A 22,350-nucleotide genomic window follows, 5' to 3' on the forward strand; every position below is an offset into this window, starting at 1 on the left:
TCGGGCCTGATGTTCTGTTTCGAGAGTCCAAAATGAAAGTGACATTAACGTTCAACGAACAACGTCGTGCGGCGTATCGTCAGCAAGGGTTATGGGGCGATGCTTCACTGGCCGATTACTGGCAGCAGACCGCTCGTGCGATGCCAGACAAAATTGCCGTGGTCGACAATCATGGTGCAACGTACACCTATAGCGCGCTCGATCACGCCGCGAGCTGTCTGGCAAACTGGATGTTAGCGAAGGGTATTGAATCAGGCGATCGCATCGCATTTCAACTGCCAGGCTGGTGTGAATTTACCGTTATCTATCTTGCCTGCCTGAAAACCGGTGCGGTTTCCGTGCCGCTGTTACCTTCCTGGCGGGAAGCAGAACTGGTGTGGGTGCTCAATAAGTGTCAGGCAAAAATGTTCTTTGCACCGACGTTGTTTAAACAAACGCGTCCGGTAGATTTAATCCTGCCGCTGCAAAATCAGCTTCCACAACTACAACAAATTGTCGGCGTGGACAAACTGGCTCCCGCCACCTCTTCCCTCTCATTAAGTCAGATTCTCGCCGACAATACTCCTCTGACCACGGCGATAACGGTCCACGGCGATGAATTAGCCGCTGTGCTATTTACCTCCGGAACCGAGGGTCTGCCAAAGGGTGTGATGCTAACGCATAACAATATTCTCGCCAGTGAGCGGGCTTATTGCGCGCGGCTAAATCTGACCTGGCAGGATGTCTTTATGATGCCTGCGCCACTTGGTCACGCAACGGGCTTTCTGCATGGCGTAACAGCACCTTTTTTGATTGGTGCTCGCAGCGTGTTGTTAGATATTTTCACTCCTGATGCGTGTCTCGCGCTGCTTGAGCAGCAGCGTTGCACCTGTATGCTCGGCGCAACGCCGTTTGTCTATGATCTTTTGAATTTACTAGAGAAACAACCCGCAGACCTTTCAGCGCTGCGCTTCTTTCTTTGCGGAGGTACCACAATCCCCAAAAAAGTGGCGCGAGAATGCCAGCAGCGCGGCATTAAATTATTAAGTGTTTATGGTTCCACAGAAAGTTCGCCGCATGCGGTGGTGAATCTCGACGATCCTTTGCCGCGCTTTATGCACACCGACGGTTACGCTGCCGCAGGTGTAGAGATTAAAGTGGTCGATGACGCACGCAAGACTTTACCGCCAGGTTGCGAAGGTGAAGAAGCCTCGCGTGGCCCCAATGTGTTTATGGGGTATTTTGATGAACCTGAATTAACCGCCCGTGCGCTGGATGAAGAAGGCTGGTATTACAGCGGCGATCTCTGCCGCATGGATGAGGATGGCTATATAAAAATAACCGGGCGCAAGAAAGATATTATTGTCCGCGGCGGCGAAAATATTAGCAGCCGTGAAGTAGAAGATATTTTATTGCAGCATCCTAAAATTCACGATGCCTGTGTGGTTGCGATGCCCGATGAACGTTTAGGTGAACGTTCATGCGCTTATGTCGTGCTGAAAGCGCCGCATCATTCATTATCGCTGGAAGAGGTGGTGGCTTTTTTTAGCCGTAAACGGGTCGCAAAATATAAATATCCTGAACATATCGTGGTAATCGAAAAACTACCGCGCACTGTCTCAGGTAAAATACAAAAGTTTTTGTTAAGGAAAGATATTATGCGGCGATTAACTCAGGATGTCTGTGAAGAGATTGAATAAGTTTCATCTTCGGGGATCACATAAACCCGGCGACAAAACGCCGCCGGGTATTTATTTTATTTCTTCAGTTCAGCCAGGCTTAACCAGGTTTGCACCACGGTGTCCGGGTTCAGAGACAGGCTATCGATCCCCTCTTCCATCAACCATGCAGCAAAGTCTTCGTGGTCGGATGGACCCTGACCGCAAATCCCGACATATTTGCCCTGTTTCTTCGCGGCACGAATCGCCATCGACAGCAGTGCTTTCACCGCATCGTTGCGCTCATCGAACAGTTCGGACACCACGCCGGAGTCACGATCCAGACCGAGCGCCAGCTGCGTCATGTCGTTTGAGCCAATTGAGAAGCCGTCGAAATATTCCAGGAACTGCTCTGCCAGCAAGGCGTTGGACGGAATTTCACACATCATGATGATTTTCAGCCCGTTCTCGCCACGTTTCAGCCCCTGACGCGCCAGTTCCTCAACCACCGCTTTCGCCTGATCAACGGTACGCACGAACGGGATCATGATCTCAACGTTAGTCAGCCCCATGTCGTTGCGCACACGTTTCACTGCTTCACACTCCAGCGCGAAGCAGTCGCGGAAGCTGTCGGAAACATAGCGGCCCGCGCCACGGAAGCCGAGCATCGGGTTCTCTTCATCTGGCTCGTAACGCTCACCACCGACCAGATTGGCATATTCGTTCGATTTAAAATCAGAAAGACGGACAATGACGCGCTTCGGATAAAACGCGGCACCCAGCGTCGCGATCCCTTCAGTCAGACGACCAACGTAAAATTCACGCGGAGAATCAAAACCTTTCATCATCTCGCGGATTTCGTTTTGCAACTGCGGTTCCTGATCGTCAAACTCAAGCAGTGCGCGTGGGTGGACGCCAATCATACGGTTGATGATAAATTCCAGACGCGCAAGGCCCACGCCTTCGTTCGGCAGGCAGGCGAAGTCGAAAGCACGGTCCGGGTTACCGACGTTCATCATCACCTTCAACGGCAGGTCCGGCATCGTTTCTACGCTGGAGCTTTTCACGCTAAATTCCAGCAACTCCGCATAGACGTAACCGGTATCACCTTCGGCACAAGAAACAGTGACGTTCTCGCCGTCTTTCATCCGTTCTGTTGCATCACCACAGCCCACTACCGCCGGAATGCCGAGTTCACGAGCGATGATCGCCGCGTGACAGGTACGACCGCCACGGTTGGTGACGATGGCAGATGCTTTCTTCATGATCGGTTCCCAGTCCGGGTCGGTCATGTCAGTAACCAGCACGTCGCCAGGTTCGATGCGGTTCATTTCGCTGATGTCATGGATGACTTTCACCGGACCCGCGCCGATGCGATGACCGATAGCACGGCCTTCGGCGATAATCTTACCCTGTGAATGCAGCGTATAACGCTCCATGACCTGACCGCGTGAGCGCACGGTTTCCGGACGCGCCTGCACAATGAACAGTTTGCCGGTGTGGCCATCTTTCGCCCACTCAATATCCATCGGGCGACCGTAGTGTTTCTCAATTTGTACGGCCTGTTTTGCCAGTTCCTGCACTTCTTCGTTGGTCAGCGAGAAGATGTCACGCTGTTCCAGCGGTACGTCTTCGATTTTAACCTGCTTGCCGTGCTCCTGGGTCGGCGCGTAAACCATGCGGATTTTTTTCGACCCCATGGTGCGGCGCACGATAGCCGGGCGATTCGCCGCAAGTGTCGGTTTATGCACATAAAACTCATCCGGGTTAACCGCACCCTGCACGACCATTTCACCAAGGCCCCATGCGGAAGTGATAAACACCACCTGGTCAAAGCCGGATTCGGTATCAATGGAGAACATCACGCCAGAAGATGCGAGGTCGGAGCGCACCATCCGCTGAACACCGGCGGAGAGCGCCACGCCACGGTGATCGTAACCCTGGTGCACACGATAAGAGATGGCGCGATCGTTAAACAGAGAAGCAAATACATGTTTCACTGCCACGAGAACGGCGTCAAAACCCTGAACGTTGAGGAAAGTTTCCTGCTGACCGGCAAAAGAAGCGTCCGGCATATCTTCTGCAGTAGCGGAGGAACGCACCGCAAACGAAGCGTTTTCGTCATCGGCGGAAAGCTGTGCATAGGCTTCGCGGATGGCGTTTTCCAGCTCAGGCTGGAAGGGAGTGTCGATAATCCACTGGCGGATTTGCGCGCCCGCTTTCGCAAGCTGGGTAACATCGTCAATATCCGTTTTATCCAGCAGTTCATAAATGCGCTGGTTTACGCCGCTTTGGTCCAGAAACTGGTTAAACGCGTCGGCGGTTGTGGCGAAACCATTCGGAACGGAAACACCCATTCCGGAAAGGTTAGTAATCATTTCACCCAGGGAGGCATTTTTGCCCCCAACCCTGTCTACATCATTCATGCCGAGTTGGTTATACCAAAGCACCAGCGGTGACGAGCCATTGTTGGACATCGAACAATCCTTTTGTGATAAATGAACGGTTTGAGAAACACATTTCTGCGCATTTATCTTTGCATATTTAACCGGATGAAAAAAACGGTGAATCGTTCAAGCAAATATATTTTTTTACTTTTTAAGACTGATCCCAGCGTTGCGCAAATCTGCTCTCTTCGACAATTTCCACATAAACCATCGGTATAAACGAAACCATAAAAATGAAATGCTGTTTTCATAAAAAATAAAATTTAAGTTTCATTTTATAAACCAGACATAACGTTCTACGCTTCTGTGCGTTTTTAATTTATGCTTTCATAGAATTATGTCTGCATCACGGGAAGAACAAAATGGATAATGCTGTTGATCGCCACGTTTTTTATATTTCTGATGGTACGGCAATAACTGCGGAGGTATTAGGACACGCAGTAATGTCACAATTTCCCGTCACTATCAGCAGCATTACGCTGCCGTTTGTCGAAAATGAGAGCCGTGCACGGGCAGTGAAGGATCAGATTGACGCAATTTATCACCAGACAGGTGTGCGCCCGCTGGTCTTCTACTCCATCGTGTTGCCGGAGATTCGCGCTATCATCTTGCAAAGTGAAGGCTTTTGCCAGGATATCGTTCAGGCGCTGGTTGCCCCGCTACAACAAGAGATGAAACTGGATCCAACGCCGATTGCTCATCGTACCCATGGCCTTAACCCTAATAATCTCAATAAATATGATGCGCGCATTGCGGCGATTGATTACACCCTTGCCCACGATGACGGTATTTCGTTGCGCAATCTGGACCAGGCTCAGGTGATCCTGCTCGGTGTTTCTCGCTGTGGTAAAACCCCCACCAGTCTGTATCTGGCAATGCAATTTGGTATCCGCGCGGCAAATTACCCCTTTATTGCCGACGATATGGATAATCTGGTGCTACCCGCGTCGCTCAAACCACTTCAGCACAAATTGTTCGGCCTGACTATCGACCCGGAACGTCTGGCGGCGATTCGCGAGGAACGTCGGGAGAACAGTCGCTATGCCTCGCTTCGTCAGTGCAGGATGGAAGTCGCGGAAGTGGAAGCGTTGTACCGTAAAAATCAGATCCCGTGGATTAACAGTACCAATTATTCGGTAGAAGAGATTGCCACCAAGATCCTCGATATCATGGGCCTTAGCCGCCGAATGTACTAGAGAACTAGTGCATTAACTTGTTTTTTTGTTATCATGCTAACCACCCGGCGAGGTGTGACACACCTCGCACTTGAAATCAGCTGCGATTGGTTTATCGTGATGCGCATCACTTCCCGGTAGTCCTGCCGTAGAAGCAACAAATTTCTGAGACTTGTAATGAACAGAACTGACGAACTCCGTACTGCGCGTATTGAGAGCCTGGTAACGCCCGCCGAACTCGCGCTACGGTATCCCGTAACGCCTGGCGTCGCCACCCATGTCACCGACTCCCGCCGTAGAATTGAAAAAATACTGAATGGTGAAGATAAGCGACTGTTGGTCATTATTGGCCCCTGCTCGATCCACGATCTCACCGCTGCGATGGAGTACGCCACCCGTCTGCAGTCGCTGCGCAACCAGTACCAGTCACGGCTGGAAATCGTAATGCGCACCTATTTTGAAAAACCACGAACGGTTGTCGGCTGGAAAGGACTCATCTCCGATCCAGATTTAAACGGTAGCTATCGGGTAAATCACGGTCTGGAGCTGGCGCGCAAATTACTTTTACAGGTAAATGAGCTGGGCGTCCCTACCGCGACTGAGTTCCTCGATATGGTGACCGGTCAGTTTATTGCTGATTTAATCAGTTGGGGTGCGATTGGCGCACGTACTACCGAAAGTCAGATCCACCGCGAAATGGCTTCGGCACTCTCCTGTCCGGTGGGTTTTAAAAATGGTACCGATGGCAACACGCGGATTGCCGTGGATGCTATCCGCGCAGCCCGCGCCAGCCATATGTTCCTCTCGCCAGACAAAAATGGTCAGATGACCATCTATCAGACCAGCGGCAACCCGTATGGCCACATTATTATGCGTGGTGGCAAAAAACCGAATTATCATGCCGATGATATCGCCGCAGCCTGCGATACGCTGCACGAGTTTGATTTACCTGAACATCTGGTGGTGGATTTCAGCCACGGTAACTGCCAGAAGCAGCACCGTCGCCAGTTAGAAGTTTGTGAGGATATTTGTCAGCAAATCCGCAATGGCTCTACGGCGATTGCTGGAATTATGGCGGAAAGTTTCCTGCGCGAAGGAACGCAAAAAATCGTCGGCGGTCAGCCGCTCACTTACGGTCAATCCATTACCGACCCGTGTCTGGGCTGGGAAGATACCGAACGCCTGGTCGAAAAACTCGCCTCTGCGGTAGATACTCGCTTCTGAATGCGTGCCCATTCCTGACGGGATGGGCATTTCTGCGCAACTTGTTGTCTTCTCAACAAATTACTGCTTGCTCTGGCCCGCCATAATATTGATAATAAGAATCATTGTTATATAAGTTATTATTAATTTTTATGCGTTATACGGATAGCAGAAAACTCACGCCTGAAACGGATGCCAGTCACAAGACCGCTTCCCCGCAGCCCATCCGGCGAATTACCAGCCAGACACTGTTAGGTCCGGATGGCAAACTGATTATCGATCATGACGGGCAAGAATATCTGCTCCGTAAAACTCAGGCTGGCAAGCTGCTGTTGACCAAGTAGCCTTTAACTCGAGCAGCTGACTTCCAGCCGTTTACCCCAGTCGGGTGGACGACTGACATAGTCATCATCTCTGTCGCTGAAAGGATTTCGCAACGCCTCATGCAGGCGGTGCAATTCCGTCATATCATCCTTTTCTGCCGCTTCAATCGCCCGTTGCGCCAACCAGTTGCGCAACACCAGAGCCGGGTTAACGCTTTGCATCAGTTGCTGACGCTCACTATCGGTAATCTCGTCTTGTTGCAAACGCCCCCGATAACGGGCAAACCAGTCATCAAATGCCGCACGATCAATAAACTCATCACGTAGCGGTGACGCCGCGCTGTGCTGCTCGGTCAGACTCAGCATGCGGAATGTGCGGGTATAATCGCTGCGCTCTCGCGCCATCAGACTGAATAATTCATTCAGTAGCGCGTTATCCTCTTTTTGCTCCGTCATGAAGCCCAGTTTCTGCCGCATCCGTTGTCCATAATGCGTCAACAAAACCTGCTGATAGCTGTCCAGGGCCTCATTCACGCCATCTACGGCAACAAATGGCGACAATGTCTGCGCCAGACGCTGTAAATTCCACAACGCGACGGCAGGTTGATTATCAAAGCTGTAACGCCCTTGATGATCCGAGTGATTACAAATAAAACCGGGTTCGTAATCATCAAGAAAACCAAACGGCCCGTAATCAAGCGTCAGCCCCAGCAGCGACATGTTGTCGGTATTCATCACTCCATGAGCAAAGCCGACCGTCTGCCATTGGGCAATTAACGAGGCGGTACGTGCGACAACATCGGTAAACCAGAGACGGTATTTGTCCTCCTCATCATCAAGATGTGACCAGTAATGACGAATGGCAAAGTCAGCTAACTGACGAACCTTTTCCGGCTCGCGGCGATAGTAAAAATGTTCGAAATGACCAAAGCGCAGATGACTTGGTGCCACACGCATCAGCATCGCGCCTGACTCCACCGTTTCCCGATACACTGGCGAATCGCTGGTGACGATACTTAACGCGCGGGTCGTCGGAATGCCCAGATAATGCATCGCCTCACTGGCGAGACTTTCTCGTATCGTCGAACGTAAAACCGCCCGTCCATCACCCATTCGCGAATAAGGCGTCAGGCCAGCACCTTTCAGATGCCAGTCCATTGTAGTGCCATCAGCAAGCAGTTGTTCGCCGAGTAAAATGCCGCGCCCATCACCCAGTTGGCCCGCCCAGATGCCGAACTGATGACCACTGTAAACCTGCGCCAGTGGTGACATACCAGGCAGTAGGGTTTCGCCGCCCCAGACACCTGCGCCATTTTTAAACAGCGACGATGGAATACTCAGCGTGTTAGCGAGTTCGGTATTATGCCAAATCAGCCGGGCATTATTTAAAGGCGTAGGGGAAAGTGCTGTATAGGTTTCTGGCAATTCATCGCACCAGCGGGTAATAAAAGACAGGGTCATAGATCCTCCTGTTTGATAGTGTAGACGGTTACTCTCGTCCTAAACACCAGCAAACAGGAGGGTTATCGCTGAACCAACGTCGTTATCTGATTTATAGGAACCGCAGGCCACAGGCATCCCTGGAGAGCATGGAAATCAAAGGGGATAATCTGTGCCAATATTTCTGGCGTATCAATGCCCCCCGCGATGATGCAATTGCAACAAGGGGAAATTTGCGCCTGGATCGCACGAATAAACGGTTCGAAGGAACGATGCGTGATTTGTTGCTGAATAAAACTTTTATCCAGCATGACGCGGGTGAAAAGACCATCAAAAACCGCTTTCATTGTGCTATTACCTGCTCCCAAATTACCTAACACAAGGGGATACATTTGCGATAAGGATAAAAGATCGCGATTATCTTTTCCTTCATTGAAATGCGGGTAATTCTCATTAATCAACAGTTCAATAAACGGATATTTTAATAGTTCGCCTGCGAAATTATCCCTGTCTAATAATAATGTAGCCACGTGTGGCGTTAAATTAAGCCAGGCAAAGAGTTTATGTTGAATAAAAAAGTGTTGGCATGATTTTAGTAATTCCAACTGTTCAGAAAATAATTGCCAATGTTGCTCCTCGGTAAGTTGCGCTATAACCCGACTCGTCGGGATACGAACCGTACCATCTTCACTGGAGAAATGGGTAATTAACTCAACGCCGACAAGGTCTTGCTGGTTATCTCTTATCGGCAGGAAATAGCAATCAGAATGATAAAGATTCTCCAAAAAAATCTTCATGGTAACCGTCCCTCTCGAAGGATGTTTTTCAGTATCCGGCTAAAAGGGATGAGGCCATAAGACATAACAATTACAGAAGGAGTAACTTTCATTTGTTCCATGTTAACCACTTTTTCAGGGGGCCTTTTTTTAGATTATCCTGATTATAAACGAAGAATCCATTTACGGAATTTTTGTCTGCAAAATACTACTGTATTCAGGAGTAAATGGACGGCGATGTATCATCGCCGTCCATTTTTCGACATACTAGATTCGTCTCGCCTGCCAGAAATTTTTCTGCCAATAGACATTATCAAGTGAGGAACGCATCACTCCCTTGCTGGTAGAGGCGTGGATAAATTGGTTGTTGGTATCGTAAATACCTACATGCAAACCATTTTGTCCGGAACCCGTTTTGAAAAAGACCAGGTCACCTGGCAGCAACTCGTCTTTATCAATTTGCGTGCCAATAGAGGCTTGTTGTTTGGTTTCACGGGGCAGCTGCAAATCGAAACGATCGCGCATCGTCACAACCACAAATCCCGAACAGTCCACACCGCGCCGCGTCATGCCACCATAACGATACGGCGTGCCATGCCAGCTTTGTAGCTGGTCGTTCAAACCGGCAATAACGGTAATCGAATCAGAAAGTCTGGCATTTGGCGGCGGTGCTTTATGGTGGCTACACCCGGCCAGAAACAGTGCTGTGATCAAAATAAGGCAGAAACGCATTCCGTACGGTTCCTCTGTTTTTTATTCTTGCATTAATTTAGCGTCGTAATTACCCGATTTTCAAGATACTAATGAAATCAGATGGTCGAAATCAGCATTCTGTGACCTTCGATATCCAGACGGCGAAAATTCATCCCATAGGCCTGCGCCAGATTTGCCGGCGTGAGCACCTCTTCTCTGCGTCCACTGGCCAGCATTTTTCCACCTTTTAGCAACCACGCCCGATGCGCATGACGCAATGTGTGGTTGAGATCGTGACTGCTCATCACAATCGCCAGTCCTTGCTGACACAGCGCGCTCAGAATTTTGTCTAAGGCACTTTGTTGCGCAACATCAAGACTGTTCATCGGCTCATCAAGAAGCAGCAATTGGCCTGCGGGATTGGCTTGTGGTGTGATTTGCAGCACCACCGCAGCAAGACGTACGCGTTGCCATTCACCGCCGGAAAGTTGATTGGTGCTACGTCCGAGTTTGTCATCAAGAGCCAGCGCCCCTGCGACATCATTCAGTAGTTCGGTACGCGTTTTATCGTGCTGATGCAGTGTCAGGTAGTGCCAGACCGGCATTGCAAACGGCGGCGTCTGCTGTTGTGAAAGATAGGCGCGATGCAGCGCGAGCTTTGTTGCAGACCATGCTTCCAGTGGTTGCCCCGCGAACTGAATGCTTCCCTTACCGCTGGTCATTCCGGCCATTCGCGCCAGTAAGGTACTCTTACCCGCGCCATTCGGCCCCACCAGGTGCAGGATCTCCCCAGCCCGAACCTCGCCAGAAAGCGGCCCCAGGCGGGTAGATTCCGCAACATCCTGTAACTGCATCACAATAGACATTATTTTGCCAACGCCAGTTTAATGCTTTCCATCACAATGGGATCTTCCGGCGTCATATCCGGGGAAAAACGCTGGATGACCAATCCGTCCCTGCCAACTAAAAATTTCTCAAAATTCCATAAAATATCATCAGGGTACAGCGGTGCACGACCTTTGCTGACCATTCGGGCATAGAATCCGCTCTCTTCCGGCGCGACTGCAGTCGGCGCTGCGGCAATCAATTTTTGATACAGCGGATGACGTCCTTCGCCATTAACTTCAATCTTACTGAACATCGGGAACGTCACCCCCCATGTGGTGGTGCAATAAGTTTTAATCTCTTCATCGCTACCCGGTTCTTGCTCCAGAAACTGGTTACACGGGAATCCCAGCACCACAAAACCACGATCAGCCCAGGCTTTCTGAATATTCTCCAACTGCTCATATTGCGGCGTTAAGCCACACTTTGAGGCGACATTGACAATCAACAGCACATTACCGGCGTACTTCTCCAGCGTGGTCACTTTACCGTCAATATCTTTCACTACGGTCGTCAGAATGGAATCTTGCATCGTTTCTCCTGGGTGTGGTCAGTAAAAATCTTAGCTTTTAATCATAGACCGTGTTTTGCGGCTAACGTCCTGCTTTTAACAATAACCAGATAAACACCGGCGCACCCAACGTTGCGGTGACCACGCCAATTGGCAGCTCTGCGGCAGCTAATGCCAGGCGCGCTACAATATCGGCCAGCAGCAATGCGCTCGCCCCTGCCAGCGCGCAGCCGGGAAGTAATACGCGATGATCGGTTAAACCACACAGCCGGAGAATATGTGGGATCACCAGACCAATAAAGCCGATAGCACCCGCCAGCGCCACACTGACGCCAACCATCCAGCCGGTCGCTGCCACCAGCACATTGCGCCAGAACCACAGGGGTAAACCCAGTTGCCGCGCCGAGATCTCGCCAAGTGCTAACATATTCATCGGCCTGGACTGACAACAGATCCACAACAACACCGGGATCAATGCCAGCATCAGCCAGCTTTGCCGCCAGTCTACGCCGCCAAAACCGCCCATCATCCAGTACATCAGCTGACGTAAATCAACAGAGGTGGAAAAGTAGATAGCCCACGTCATTAGTGCGCTACAGATAATCCCTAATGCAACGCCAGCCAGCAATAACCGACTGGTCGAAAGATGACGACGGGCGAAACGTAAGAGTATTAAAGTGATGATAAGCGCGCCAGCAATCGCACACAGCCCTAGCGCCCAGTTGGGGAGTTGCCCTTGCCCAAGTAATACCGCGGCGATAAGCCCCACGCCTGCGCCGTTAGAGACGCCAAGTAGTCCAGGTTCTGCCAGAGGATTTTCAAACAACGCCTGCATTACAGCGCCGGATATAGCCAGCGCCGCACCAACCAGCAATACAGCCAGCGTACGTGGCAGGCGAATTTGCCAGACGAACAGTTCGCCACGAGGAGAAAACCAGTCACCTGGCAAAATCCATAGTTCACCGGCGCAAAGGCTTAAGAGAAGCGCCAGTAGCATCAAAACTGACAAGCATAATAACCAGCGAATATTTTGTCGCTGTTGTTGGCGGGCAAGTGTCAGCATGGTATCCGTTCTGCTGAAGTGTCATGGCGTTGATTTTACGGTGACTCTTCGACAGTGAAAAGAAAAAAGGCCGCAGAGCGGCCTTTTTAGTTAGATCAGATTACTCGTCTTTGGGCGAAGCGTTTTCGACCCGGCTTTTTAACTTCTGCCCGGGTCTGAAGGTCACCACGCGCCGTGCTGTAATGGGAATATCCTCGCCCGTTTTCGGGTTACGTCCCGGGCGTTGATTCTTATCACGCAGATCGAAGTTACCAAAACCAGAGAGTTTCACCTGTTCGCCGTTTTCCAGAGCGCGACGGATCTCTTCGAAAAACAGTTCAACCAGTTCTTTGGCATCCCGCTTGCTAAGCCCAAGCTTATCAAACAGATATTCTGACATTTCAGCTTTTGTAAGCGCCATAGGTTCAATCCCTCAATGATGCCTGGAATCGCTCTTTTAATGCCTCTACACATTTGGCGACGGTAGCGGCAATCTCCTCTTCTTCGAGTGTACGGCTGGTATCTTGCAGGATCAGGCTTATGGCGAGGCTCTTATACCCCTCCGCAACACCCTTACCGCGGTACACGTCAAATAAGTTTACGCCAACTACCTGATTTACGCCAACTTTCTTACATTCGGATAAAATATCCGCTGCGGGAACGTTTTCTGCGACCACCACCGCGATGTCACGACGGTTCGCCGGGAAGCGAGAAATCTCGCGCGCCTGAGGCACCACGCGGTCTGCGAGCTTGTTCCACTCCAGTTCGAACACCAGAGTGCGACCGTTGAGATCCAGTTTACGTTCCAGTTCAGGATGAACAACCCCAACAAAACCAATACGTTCACCTTTCAGATAAATCGCTGCGGATTGCCCCGGATGCAGTGCCGGATTCGCTTCTGCACGGAACTCAACCTCATTCAGTTTACCGGTCAGGTCGAGAACGGATTCAAGATCGCCTTTCAAATCATAGAAATCAACGGTCTCTTTTGCCAGGTTCCAGTGCTCTTCGTAACGGTTACCGCAAATCACACCGGCTAACATCAGATCCTGACGAATACCCAACGGTGCCTGAGTATCTGGCACGAAACGCAGACCGCTTTCGAAAATGCGTACACGATTCTGCTGACGGTTCTGGTTGTACACCACGGTTGCCAGCAGGCCGGTCCACAGGGAAAGACGCATTGCTGACATTTCAACAGAGATCGGGCTTGGCAGCAGTAAGGCTTCAACGCCTGGATGGATCATCTGCTGCACTTTCGGGTCAACGAAGCTGTAGGTGATCACTTCCTGATAGCCTTTGTCGTTGAGCAGCGTTTTTACGCGCTTGAGCGACAGGTCAGCTTCACGGTGAGTCCCCATAATCAGGCTTGCCTGTACCGGCTCATCCGGGATGTTGTTGTAGCCGTAAACACGCGCGACTTCTTCGACCAGATCTTCTTCAATCTCCATGTCGAAACGCCAGCTCGGCGCAACTGCCTGCCACTCGTCTTTGCCTTCGGTCACTTCGCAGCCGAGACGACGCAGAATGTCTGTTACCTGCTCATCAGCAATATGATGGCCGATCAGGCGATCCAGTTTGCTACGACGTAAAGTGATGGTTGCACGCTTCGGCAGCGTTGCTTCGTTAGTGATATCAATTACCGGACCCGCTTCACCACCGCAGATGTCGATCAGCAGACGGGTCGCACGTTCCATCGCTTTGTGCTGCAGTGCCGGATCAACGCCACGCTCATAACGGTGAGACGCATCAGTATGCAGGCCATGACGACGAGCACGACCGGTGATAGACAGCGGGCTGAAGAAAGCGCATTCCAGCAGAACGTTTTGCGTTTCGTCATTCACGCCAGAGTGTTCGCCACCAAATATGCCGCCCATCGCCAGCGCCTTGTTGTGGTCGGCGATGACCAGGGTGTCAGCATCCAGCTTCGCTTCAGTGCCGTCGAGCAACACCAGCGTTTCGCCCTCTTTCGCCATCCGCACCACAATGCCGCCTTCAATGCGATCTTTATCGAAAGCGTGCATTGGCTGGCCCAGTTCGAGCAGCACATAGTTGGTGACGTCAACAACTGCATCGATAGAACGGATCCCGCAACGACGCAGTTTTTCTTTCATCCACAGCGGAGTTGGCGCTTTAACGTTAATGCCTTTTACCACACGGCCAAGATAGCGCGGGCAGGCATCCGGCGCTTCTACTGCAATCGGCAGCGTGTCGTCGATGGTCGCACCAACCGGAACGATTTCCGGTTCAACCAGCGGCAGCTGGTTCAACACGGCAACGTCGCGCGCAACACCAATGATACCTAAGCAGTCGGCACGGTTTGGCGTCACGCTAATTTCGATGGTGTTGTCATCGAGTTTCAGGTATTCGCGGATGTCGGTGCCAATCGGCGCATCCGCAGGCAGCTCGATAATGCCGTTATGATCGTCAGAAATTCCCAGCTCAGAGAAGGAGCACAGCATCCCTTCAGACGGTTCGCCACGCAGTTTCGCGGCTTTAATTTTGAAATCACCCGGCAGAACAGCACCAATGGTCGCTACCGCCACACGCAGGCCCTGACGGCAGTTTGGCGCACCGCAGACGATGTCCAGCAGGCGATCGCCGCCGACATTCACTTTTGTCACACGCAGTTTGTCAGCGTTCGGATGCTGCGCACACTCAACCACTTCACCAACGACCACGCCGTGGAAGCTACCGGCAACCGGTTCTACACCATCAACTTCCAGGCCCGCCATCGTGATTTGATTTGCCAGCGCGTCGCTATCAATCGCCGGGTTCACCCATTCGCGTAACCACAGTTCACTGAATTTCATAATCTATTCCTGCCTTATTTAAACTGTTTGAGGAAACGCAGATCGTTTTCGAAGAATGAACGCAGGTCGGTGACGCCGTAACGCAACATGGTCAGACGCTCCATCCCCATCCCGAAGGCAAAACCAGAGTAAACTTCCGGGTCGATGCCAACGTTACGCAGCACGTTCGGATGCACCATCCCGCAGCCCAGTACTTCCAGCCATTTACCGTTTTTCCCCATGACGTCCACTTCTGCAGAAGGTTCGGTAAACGGGAAGTAGGAAGGACGGAAGCGGATCTGCAAATCTTCCTCAAAGAAGTTACGCAGGAAGTCGTGCAGCGTGCCTTTCAGGTTGGTAAAGCTGATGTTGGTATCAACAATCAGACCTTCCATCTGATGGAACATCGGCGTGTGAGTCTGGTCGTAGTCGTTACGATAAACGCGGCCAGGCGCGATGATACGAATCGGTGGCTGCTTGGCTTTCATGGTGCGGATCTGTACGCCAGAGGTCTGGGTACGCAGCAGGCGGGTAGCGTCAAACCAGAAAGTGTCGTGGTCAGCGCGCGCCGGGTGGTGACCAGGAATGTTCAGAGCATCGAAGTTATGATAATCGTCTTCGATTTCCGGCCCGGTTGCCACGGTAAAGCCAAGCTCACCGAAGAAACTTTCGATACGGTCGATGGTACGGGTCACCGGATGCAGCCCACCGTTTTCAATGCGACGACCCGGCAGGGAGACATCAATCGTTTCCGCCGCCAGACGCGCATTCAGTGCGGCGCTTTCCAGTTCCGCTTTACGCGCATTCAGCGCCTGCTGAACCTGCTCTTTCGCTTCGTTGATAACCGCACCAGCTGCCGGACGCTCTTCTGGCGGCAGCTCACGCAGGGTCGTCATCTGAAGGGTTAAGTGCCCTTTTTTACCCAAATATTCGACGCGCACATTATCTAACGCGGCAACATCTGACGCCTGGCTAATGGCCGCCTTCGCACTGGCAACCAGTTCTGCGAGATGTGACATGTTTTTCCTCATTGTGTCAGTGGTGACACTGGTTCGTTGGACTTAGAGCCCATCCCATCAGGCTATTTTACTTGCCATTTTGGTCCCGGGCAGTGCTCGAAATCCTCACGTACTTAAGTACGCTCCGGTTTCTCCGCGCTGGCCGTGTCCAGACTGGCTGCGACAATTACGCCTGATGAGACAGGCTTTTTATTTTTCAAAACGCGCATACAAAAAAAGCCTCCACTGGGAGGCTTTCAGGCGCTGTTTTCCGTTTCTCTTCTCACGCGCTAGCCTCCTGGAGTCAGGTGCTAAAGTAAAAAAAGAAGCGGAAAATAGCAGCATTCATTGCTTGCGTTACCTTTTGGTACTCTTCAAAAGACCTTTATTGAAAAGGCTACGGCGATAAAAGTCAATGTTTTGATGGCGTTGAAACGAAAAGAGGGAGACTAGCTCCCTCTTTCAACTGGCTTATGCCAGAGCTGCTTTCGCTTTTTCAACCAGAGCGGTGAACGCTACTTTGTCGAATACTGCGATATCAGCCAGGATCTTACGGTCGATTTCAACAGAGGCTTTTTTCAGGCCATTGATGAATTTGCTGTAAGAAATACCGTTCTGACGTGCTGCTGCGTTGATACGCGCAATCCACAGTTGACGGAACTGACGCTTACGTTGACGACGGTCGCGGTAAGCATACTGACCAGCTTTGATAACAGCCTGGAAGGCAACGCGGTATACGCGAGAACGCGCACCGTAGTAGCCTTTAGCTTGTTTCAAAATTTTCTTGTGACGTGCGCGTGCAATAACACCACGTTTTACGCGAGCCATATGTGCTCTCCTGTATCTATATTCTAATTAAAAAGTTAAAAACGTTAACGGCTTATGCGTACGGCAGGCACGCGATTACCAGGCCCAGATCGCCTTTGGAAACCATGGCTTTCGGACGCAGGTGACGTTTACGTTTGGTCGCTTTTTTGGTCAGAATGTGACGCAGGTTAGCGTGCTTGTGCTTAAAACCACCTTTACCGGTTTTTTTGAAGCGCTTAGCAGCACCGCGTACGGTCTTAATTTTTGGCATTTTAATAACTTCCACTTCGCATTGTTAATAAACGAAACAAAGGCGAACAATGCCTGTGAAGCCCAAAGGCTCCACAGACAGTGCTACTTGAAGGCCTTACTGTTTCTTCTTAGGAGCGAGCACCATGATCATCTGGCGGCCTTCGATCTTCGTTGGGAAGGATTCGACCACTGCCAGTTCTTGCAAATCGTCTTTCACGCGATTAAGCACTTCCATACCGATTTGCTGGTGCGCCATCTCACGACCGCGGAAACGCAGCGTGATTTTGGCTTTATCACCCTCTTCGAGAAAGCGAATCAGGCTGCGGAGTTTTACCTGATAGTCGCCTTCATCTGTACCAGGACGGAATTTAATTTCCTTAACCTGGATAACTTTTTGCTTTTTCTTCTGTTCCTTAGAAGACTTGCTCTTTTCATAGAGGAATTTGCCGTAATCCATTATACGACAAACCGGCGGCTCGGCGTTAGGGCTGATCTCGACTAAGTCTACTCCGGCTTCTTCTGCTTTCTCCAGAGCTTCTCTCAGACTCACAATACCAAGCTGCTCGCCTTCCAGACCTGTTAAGCGAACTTCCTGGGCGCGAATTTCGCCATTGATACGGTTAGGGCGCGCCGTTTGAACTCGTTTTCCGCCTTTAATACCTTATTCCTCCAATTGTTTAAGACTGCGGCTGCGAATCTCTTGTTGCAGCTTCTCGATCACTTCATTTACGTCCATGCTTCCCAGGTCTTTACCACGGCGGGTGCGAACGGCAACTTTGCCTGATTCCACCTCTTTATCACCACAGACCAGCATATATGGGACGCGACGCAAAGTGTGCTCGCGGATTTTAAAGCCAATCTTCTCATTTCTCAAGTCTGCTTTAACACGAATGCCCGCATTTGATAGTTTTTGCGTCAGTTCGTTAACGTATTCAGACTGAGAATCGGTAATATTCATGATAACAACCTGAACTGGCGCAAGCCAAGTCGGGAAGAAACCAGCAAATTCTTCGGTCAGGATACCGATGAAACGTTCCATCGACCCCAGAATTGCGCGGTGAATCATTACCGGTACTTTACGTTCATTGTCTTCGCCTACATAAGAAGCGCTCAGACGAGAAGGCAAAGAGAAGTCCAGCTGTACTGTACCGCACTGCCATGCACGATCGAGGCAGTCATACAGGGTAAATTCAATTTTCGGACCGTAGAAAGCGCCTTCACCCAGTTGATATTCAAACGGGATGTTGTTTTCTTCCAGCGCAACCGCCAGGTCCGCCTCAGCACGATCCCACATTTCGTCGCTGCCAATACGTTTTTCAGGACGAGTGGAGAGTTTGACGACGATCTTCTCGAAGCCAAAAGTGCTGTACATATCATAGACTAAACGGATACATCCGTTAACTTCATCGCGAATTTGTTCTTCAGTACAGAAAATATGCGCGTCATCCTGGGTAAAACCACGCACGCGCATCAGGCCATGCAGCGAACCTGACGGCTCGTTACGGTGGCAGCTACCAAACTCGGCCATACGCAGCGGCAGATCGCGATAAGACTTCAGCCCCTGGTTGAAAATTTGTACGTGCCCCGGGCAGTTCATCGGCTTAATGCAGTATTCACGGTTCTCAGAAGACGTGGTGAACATTGCATCTTTGTAGTTGTCCCAGTGACCGGTTTTTTCCCACAGGACACGGTCCATCATGAACGGACCTTTAACTTCCTGATACTGGTACTCTTTCAGTTTAGAACGAACAAACACTTCCAGTTCACGGAAGATGGTCCAGCCGTCGTTGTGCCAGAATACCATACCCGGCGCTTCTTCCTGCATATGGTACAGGTCGAGCTGTTTACCGATTTTACGGTGGTCGCGTTTCGCGGCTTCTTCCAGGCGTTGCAGGTAAGCGTTAAGCGCTTTTTTGTCTGCCCACGCCGTACCGTAAATACGTTGCAACATTTTGTTATTGCTGTCGCCACGCCAGTAAGCCCCTGCCGTTTTCATTAGTTTGAAATGATGGCAGAAACGCATGTTCGGTACGTGCGGACCGCGGCACATATCGACATATTCTTCATGGAAGTACAGACCTGGCTTGTCATCATGGGCGATGTTTTCGTCAAGAATGGAGACTTTGTAGCTCTCCCCACGGTTGGCGAAAGTTTCACGCGCTTCATGCCAGCTGACTTTCTTCTTAATGACGTCGTAGTTTTTCTCAGCAAGCTCATGCATCCGCTTCTCGAGTGCTTCGACATCTTCCTGGGTTAACGTGCGGTCAAGATCAACGTCGTAATAAAAACCGTTGTCAATAACCGGGCCGATTGCCATTTTGGTATGCGGCCAAAGTTGTTTAATCGCGTGCCCTAACAGGTGCGCACAGGAGTGACGAATGATCTCCAGACCTTCTTCGTCTTTGGCGGTAATGATCGACAGTTGTGCGTCGTTTTCAATCAGATCGCAAGCATCAACCAGTTCGCCATTAACGCGCCCTGCGATACAGGCTTTCGCCAGACCTGGACCAATGTCCAGCGCAACATCCATGGGGCTTACAGCGTGGTCGTAATGGCGTTGGCTGCCATCAGGAAGAGTTATAACAGGCATTTTATATCCTTATTTGCAGTGGTGACCCACACGAAAGATCACATACAAAGAAAAATTTGTTTATTAACAGTTCATTGCGAAACCATCTAGCCAACAAATGCTAAATTGGTTCGCAATCAGGTACACAAATGAAAGACATTAACCTCTCACCTTCCACCCGGTTGAACGATGTTAACACTAAAAAAAGGGAGATTGTACCTTTCCGTTTCACATTGATTCGATTCGCAATTCGTTTGTAGTGAGTACACCAGCAAAACGCTTAAAGAACCACTGATAACATCACAGAGTGTCTGAAAGGTTTACTACGAGCGGATTTACAGCAGCATAAACTGAATCCAGCAAAGTTCGTTGCGTGATTTGGCGGTAGTATTTAAACGATCATGAGATTAATGACGAAGTAGTCATATCGCAATGATAAAAGTGACATAATTCTTATAGCAATTTTTCGTGCGCATTTCGTTCTGGCGATAATAATCAATCATCATCCTCAAAATCTCCAGACATATATAAGGCGAATAGATTATGAGTAAAAACGATATCATTATCGGAACTCATTATAAGTCTCCTCTTAGAATGCACATCGATAGCGACATACTAACGCCTTCATCAGAGCCTATTAATCAATTTGCGCGCCAGCTCATCACCCTACTTGATACCTCTTATTTAAGTTCGATGCTGTCATACTGTGTTACTCAGGAATTTACCGCAAGCTGTCGAAAAATTTCACAAAATTGTTATTCCACTGCCCTTTTTATCATTAACTTTGCCACTTCACCCATCCATGCAGAAAATACACTCATTACATTACACTATAAAAAAGAAATCATTTCCTTATTCCTGGAAACCACGCCTATTAAAGCTAACCATTTGCGAAGCATACTGGATTATATTGAACAGGAACAGTTAACTGCCGAAAAACGTAACCATTGCATGAAACTGTCCAAAAAAATTCATAGAGAAAAAACCATACAGCCAACAGTAAATCTCAATGATAGTGCATTTTTTCGCAATCTCCTTCTGACACTATTTTTTGTCGCCATCCGTCATTACAATACGCCCTTGATTCATTGCGAAATGGAAAAGGCAAAGTCAACCTGATTAAACATTACTCCTCTGTTGAATCCATACAGCAGCATGTTCCCTTAGTCCGGGACGCGGAATTCAGAGCATTACTTCGCCATCCTCTTGCAAGGAGTCGCGTTATCGCGAGTCAGGATTTTGGCTTTGCTTTAGATATTTTCTTCTGTCGAATGATGGCAAACAATGTCAGTCATATGTCCGCGATTTTATATATAGACAATCATACTTTGTCAGTAAGTAAAGATGTCGTGTTATCTTATATATCAACGTTGGGTACTTTTGAAAAAAATATTCTTTTAGCCAACGTCAGTTATTTACACTGTTGGCCGCTAAAAATCATGACAACATGTCAGCTGTTCATATAGCCATTCATCATAATCATCATAAAACTGTAGAAACATATTATGCTGCTATAAACGTAATCAGCCAAAGCCTGAGTTTTAGTGCTGATGAACTAAAGACGTATTTATAACCCGCTATTTATGATATTTGTATATCGATACATAATTTTTTTCATAAAATGCAGAAACAGTGACCAGGTGTACAACGCCACCCGACGACTGTAATAACAAAAAATCCCTTGATGCCTGTCCCTTTTGTTACACTCCGTTATCACGCACAAGAGATATGCAGGACACTGGTATGCCGACTAAACGCTTTGATAAAAAACACTGGAAGATGGTGGTGGTGCTACTGGCAATCTGTGGCGCTATGTTGTTGCTACGTTGGGCTGCAATGATTTGGGGCTGAGCAGTGACAAACGAAAACAGCCAGACCGCATAACACGGTCCGGCAGATAATTTTACATGCTGTAACCCAACGATAAGGTTGTCCGACGATCGGTATGTTCCGGTGCAGACTCTGGAGGTTCAGAGTTCCATGTAACGTTGTAAGCCACCTTCAGTCCAAAATGTTCATTAATAGCAACATTTAATGCGCTTTCGGAGTTCAGCGTTGTGTCTTCCGCGCCAAAGACCGAAACACCCTGCGTAAATTTAGCGTTGTCAGTCAACTGCCATGCATAAGCCCCGGAGGCATAGCCCAGCGGCTGGGTTTCACTGGCATTGTCGGTATATTTGTCGTAACGCACACCAGGGCCGAATTCAAAGCGGAAACTGTGTACCGGGCCATTCAAAAACTGGCGACCATAACCCGCGGTCAACACATCGCGCTCTCGATAGCCGTTATAACGGTCTGTCAGCCAGCTTGCCTGACCAAATAAATAGTCATAATCAGTTAAATTAAAACGGCTACGCCCGCCCGCCGCATATTTTTCTGAAGAACGCTCATCATTAGAAGAAGTATTACTGGCGTTCCCCCACAGCGACCAGGCAGTGGTTTGTCCATACCAGGTCATAGTGGTGTCAGCCGTAAGTGAGGAGCTTTTCGTATTGCCTGATTGTGCAAGATATCCTGCGTTCAGATTACCTTCGAAAGGTTTTTTAGCGCTGGCAGGATCGTCCATGACAGTAAAAACGGAATCATCGGCAGCTGCATTCAGTGACGCAAACATGCCCCCCGCCAACATAACGATGGCAGGAACTGTCTTCAAAAGCTTCATTTATCAAGAGTCCGTACAACAAAAAAAGAGACCATCGCGGTCCCGGAAACTTTCTTAAGGATCAAAGATTAGCGTCCCTGGAAAGGTAACGAATTATAAAAAGGCGCGAATAACTTAGCAATGTATTCTTATTTCATT

21 protein-coding genes, 1 pseudogene and 1 other annotated feature are annotated in these 22,350 nt (G+C 49.7%); of the genes and pseudogenes, 6 read left to right on the top strand and 16 right to left on the bottom strand.

Features of this window, described 5'->3' with window-relative positions:
* Nucleotides 1-32 precede the first annotated feature (32 nt).
* Nucleotides 33-1,679: a medium-chain fatty-acid--CoA ligase gene (fadK, locus tag C4F37_RS09655; protein ID WP_001538806.1), complete on the top strand. Its 1,647-nt coding sequence runs from the start codon at nt 33-35 to the stop codon at nt 1,677-1,679.
* Between the two features lie 56 nt (nt 1,680-1,735).
* Here the strand turns inward: fadK and ppsA are convergent, their stop codons facing one another.
* Entirely contained in the window at nt 1,736-4,114 is a 2,379-nt protein-coding gene (gene ppsA, locus C4F37_RS09660) for a phosphoenolpyruvate synthase (RefSeq protein ID WP_000069357.1), read from the bottom strand.
* 332 nt (nt 4,115-4,446) lie between these two features.
* On the opposite strand from ppsA, the gene ppsR reads away from it, so the two are divergent.
* From ppsR to hemP, 3 genes are all read left to right on the top strand, one after another.
* Nucleotides 4,447-5,280 carry a posphoenolpyruvate synthetase regulatory kinase/phosphorylase PpsR gene (gene ppsR / locus C4F37_RS09670; RefSeq protein ID WP_000368046.1) on the top strand — a complete coding sequence of 278 codons (834 nt, stop codon included), beginning with the start codon at nt 4,447-4,449 and terminating at the stop codon, nt 5,278-5,280.
* A 156-nt stretch (nt 5,281-5,436) separates the two neighbouring features.
* Nucleotides 5,437-6,483, top strand: a complete 1,047-nt coding sequence (gene aroH / locus C4F37_RS09675; protein WP_001082226.1) for a 3-deoxy-7-phosphoheptulonate synthase AroH — start codon at nt 5,437-5,439, stop codon at nt 6,481-6,483.
* A 131-nt stretch (nt 6,484-6,614) separates the two neighbouring features.
* Entirely contained in the window at nt 6,615-6,806 is a 192-nt protein-coding gene (hemP, locus tag C4F37_RS09680; protein ID WP_001313872.1) for a hemin uptake protein HemP, read from the top strand.
* A gap of 3 nt (nt 6,807-6,809) precedes the next feature.
* Here the strand turns inward: hemP and selO are convergent, their stop codons facing one another.
* From selO to thrS, 14 genes are all read right to left on the bottom strand, one after another.
* On the bottom strand, nt 6,810-8,246 hold the full coding sequence (gene selO / locus C4F37_RS09685) for a protein adenylyltransferase SelO (protein ID WP_001538808.1): 1,437 nt from the start codon (nt 8,244-8,246) through the stop codon (nt 6,810-6,812).
* 62 nt (nt 8,247-8,308) lie between these two features.
* Nucleotides 8,309-9,022 (bottom strand): anti-FlhDC factor, encoded by a 714-nt coding sequence (gene ydiV, locus C4F37_RS09690; protein WP_001298229.1) that lies wholly within the window; start codon nt 9,020-9,022, stop codon nt 8,309-8,311.
* 246 nt (nt 9,023-9,268) lie between these two features.
* Nucleotides 9,269-9,733 (bottom strand): C40 family peptidase, encoded by a 465-nt coding sequence (locus tag C4F37_RS09695; RefSeq protein ID WP_001209785.1) that lies wholly within the window; start codon nt 9,731-9,733, stop codon nt 9,269-9,271.
* Nucleotides 9,734-9,810: 77 nt separating this feature from the next.
* On the bottom strand, nt 9,811-10,560 hold the full coding sequence (btuD, locus tag C4F37_RS09700) for a vitamin B12 ABC transporter ATP-binding protein BtuD (protein WP_000029464.1): 750 nt from the start codon (nt 10,558-10,560) through the stop codon (nt 9,811-9,813).
* Nucleotides 10,560-11,111, bottom strand: coding sequence for a bifunctional thioredoxin/glutathione peroxidase (gene btuE, locus C4F37_RS09705; protein WP_001154199.1), 552 nt, complete (start codon nt 11,109-11,111; stop codon nt 10,560-10,562). The genes btuD and btuE overlap by 1 nt, the downstream gene beginning before the upstream one ends.
* Before the next feature lie 61 nt (nt 11,112-11,172).
* Nucleotides 11,173-12,153 carry a vitamin B12 ABC transporter permease BtuC gene (gene btuC, locus C4F37_RS09710; RefSeq protein WP_000956502.1) on the bottom strand — a complete coding sequence of 327 codons (981 nt, stop codon included), beginning with the start codon at nt 12,151-12,153 and terminating at the stop codon, nt 11,173-11,175.
* 100 nt (nt 12,154-12,253) lie between these two features.
* Nucleotides 12,254-12,553, bottom strand: a complete 300-nt coding sequence (gene ihfA, locus C4F37_RS09715) for an integration host factor subunit alpha (protein WP_001229265.1) — start codon at nt 12,551-12,553, stop codon at nt 12,254-12,256.
* Nucleotides 12,554-12,557: 4 nt separating this feature from the next.
* The gene (pheT, locus tag C4F37_RS09720; protein WP_000672319.1) at nt 12,558-14,945 is read right to left on the bottom strand and encodes a phenylalanine--tRNA ligase subunit beta; all 2,388 of its coding nucleotides are present in this window, start codon (nt 14,943-14,945) and stop codon (nt 12,558-12,560) included.
* 14 nt (nt 14,946-14,959) lie between these two features.
* Nucleotides 14,960-15,943 carry a phenylalanine--tRNA ligase subunit alpha gene (gene pheS, locus C4F37_RS09725; protein WP_001538809.1) on the bottom strand — a complete coding sequence of 328 codons (984 nt, stop codon included), beginning with the start codon at nt 15,941-15,943 and terminating at the stop codon, nt 14,960-14,962.
* Nucleotides 15,944-16,152: 209 nt separating this feature from the next.
* Nucleotides 16,153-16,277, bottom strand: a sequence feature (Phe leader region).
* Nucleotides 16,227-16,271, bottom strand: a complete 45-nt coding sequence (gene pheM / locus C4F37_RS09730; RefSeq protein WP_001386830.1) for a pheST operon leader peptide PheM — start codon at nt 16,269-16,271, stop codon at nt 16,227-16,229. (Overlaps the previous feature by 45 nt.)
* 116 nt (nt 16,278-16,393) lie before the next feature.
* Nucleotides 16,394-16,750, bottom strand: coding sequence for a 50S ribosomal protein L20 (rplT, locus tag C4F37_RS09735; protein ID WP_000124850.1), 357 nt, complete (start codon nt 16,748-16,750; stop codon nt 16,394-16,396).
* 52 nt (nt 16,751-16,802) lie between these two features.
* Nucleotides 16,803-17,000: a 50S ribosomal protein L35 gene (gene rpmI / locus C4F37_RS09740; protein ID WP_001124225.1), complete on the bottom strand. Its 198-nt coding sequence runs from the start codon at nt 16,998-17,000 to the stop codon at nt 16,803-16,805.
* A 96-nt stretch (nt 17,001-17,096) separates the two neighbouring features.
* Nucleotides 17,097-17,639 (bottom strand): translation initiation factor IF-3, encoded by a 543-nt coding sequence (gene infC / locus C4F37_RS09745; protein ID WP_001700733.1) that lies wholly within the window; start codon nt 17,637-17,639, stop codon nt 17,097-17,099.
* Between the two features lie 3 nt (nt 17,640-17,642).
* Nucleotides 17,643-19,571 (bottom strand): threonine--tRNA ligase, encoded by a 1,929-nt coding sequence (gene thrS / locus C4F37_RS09750; RefSeq protein ID WP_001144202.1) that lies wholly within the window; start codon nt 19,569-19,571, stop codon nt 17,643-17,645.
* 522 nt (nt 19,572-20,093) lie between these two features.
* Here thrS and C4F37_RS09755 point away from each other — a divergent pair.
* A pseudogene (locus C4F37_RS09755) lies at nt 20,094-21,123 on the top strand (ShET2/EspL2 family type III secretion system effector toxin).
* Between the two features lie 170 nt (nt 21,124-21,293).
* Entirely contained in the window at nt 21,294-21,401 is a 108-nt protein-coding gene (gene yniD / locus C4F37_RS09760; protein WP_001142445.1) for a small membrane protein YniD, read from the top strand.
* 52 nt (nt 21,402-21,453) lie between these two features.
* Here yniD and C4F37_RS09765 read toward each other — a convergent pair whose 3' ends face one another.
* Complete coding sequence (locus C4F37_RS09765) at nt 21,454-22,212, bottom strand: DUF481 domain-containing protein (protein ID WP_000771396.1); 759 nt, start codon at nt 22,210-22,212, stop codon at nt 21,454-21,456.
* Nucleotides 22,213-22,350 lie beyond the last annotated feature (138 nt).

The sequence above is a fragment of the Escherichia sp. R1 genome, assembly GCF_003000935.1.
GTDB lineage: Bacteria > Pseudomonadota > Gammaproteobacteria > Enterobacterales > Enterobacteriaceae > Escherichia > Escherichia coli.

What these genes read in the sequence shown, in the direction of transcription:
- fadK (WP_001538806.1), top strand. Translation starts at nt 33, where the DNA reads ATGAAAGTGACATTAACGTTCAACGAACAACGTCGTGCGGCGTATCGT.
- ppsA (WP_000069357.1), bottom strand. Translation starts at nt 4,114, where the DNA reads ATGTCCAACAATGGCTCGTCACCGCTGGTGCTTTGGTATAACCAACTC.
- ppsR (WP_000368046.1), top strand. Translation starts at nt 4,447, where the DNA reads ATGGATAATGCTGTTGATCGCCACGTTTTTTATATTTCTGATGGTACG.
- aroH (WP_001082226.1), top strand. Translation starts at nt 5,437, where the DNA reads ATGAACAGAACTGACGAACTCCGTACTGCGCGTATTGAGAGCCTGGTA.
- hemP (WP_001313872.1), top strand. Translation starts at nt 6,615, where the DNA reads ATGCGTTATACGGATAGCAGAAAACTCACGCCTGAAACGGATGCCAGT.
- selO (WP_001538808.1), bottom strand. Translation starts at nt 8,246, where the DNA reads ATGACCCTGTCTTTTATTACCCGCTGGTGCGATGAATTGCCAGAAACC.
- ydiV (WP_001298229.1), bottom strand. Translation starts at nt 9,022, where the DNA reads ATGAAGATTTTTTTGGAGAATCTTTATCATTCTGATTGCTATTTCCTG.
- C4F37_RS09695 (WP_001209785.1), bottom strand. Translation starts at nt 9,733, where the DNA reads ATGCGTTTCTGCCTTATTTTGATCACAGCACTGTTTCTGGCCGGGTGT.
- btuD (WP_000029464.1), bottom strand. Translation starts at nt 10,560, where the DNA reads ATGTCTATTGTGATGCAGTTACAGGATGTTGCGGAATCTACCCGCCTG.
- btuE (WP_001154199.1), bottom strand. Translation starts at nt 11,111, where the DNA reads ATGCAAGATTCCATTCTGACGACCGTAGTGAAAGATATTGACGGTAAA.
- btuC (WP_000956502.1), bottom strand. Translation starts at nt 12,153, where the DNA reads ATGCTGACACTTGCCCGCCAACAACAGCGACAAAATATTCGCTGGTTA.
- ihfA (WP_001229265.1), bottom strand. Translation starts at nt 12,553, where the DNA reads ATGGCGCTTACAAAAGCTGAAATGTCAGAATATCTGTTTGATAAGCTT.
- pheT (WP_000672319.1), bottom strand. Translation starts at nt 14,945, where the DNA reads ATGAAATTCAGTGAACTGTGGTTACGCGAATGGGTGAACCCGGCGATT.
- pheS (WP_001538809.1), bottom strand. Translation starts at nt 15,943, where the DNA reads ATGTCACATCTCGCAGAACTGGTTGCCAGTGCGAAGGCGGCCATTAGC.
- rplT (WP_000124850.1), bottom strand. Translation starts at nt 16,750, where the DNA reads ATGGCTCGCGTAAAACGTGGTGTTATTGCACGCGCACGTCACAAGAAA.
- rpmI (WP_001124225.1), bottom strand. Translation starts at nt 17,000, where the DNA reads ATGCCAAAAATTAAGACCGTACGCGGTGCTGCTAAGCGCTTCAAAAAA.
- thrS (WP_001144202.1), bottom strand. Translation starts at nt 19,571, where the DNA reads ATGCCTGTTATAACTCTTCCTGATGGCAGCCAACGCCATTACGACCAC.
- yniD (WP_001142445.1), top strand. Translation starts at nt 21,294, where the DNA reads ATGCCGACTAAACGCTTTGATAAAAAACACTGGAAGATGGTGGTGGTG.
- C4F37_RS09765 (WP_000771396.1), bottom strand. Translation starts at nt 22,212, where the DNA reads ATGAAGCTTTTGAAGACAGTTCCTGCCATCGTTATGTTGGCGGGGGGC.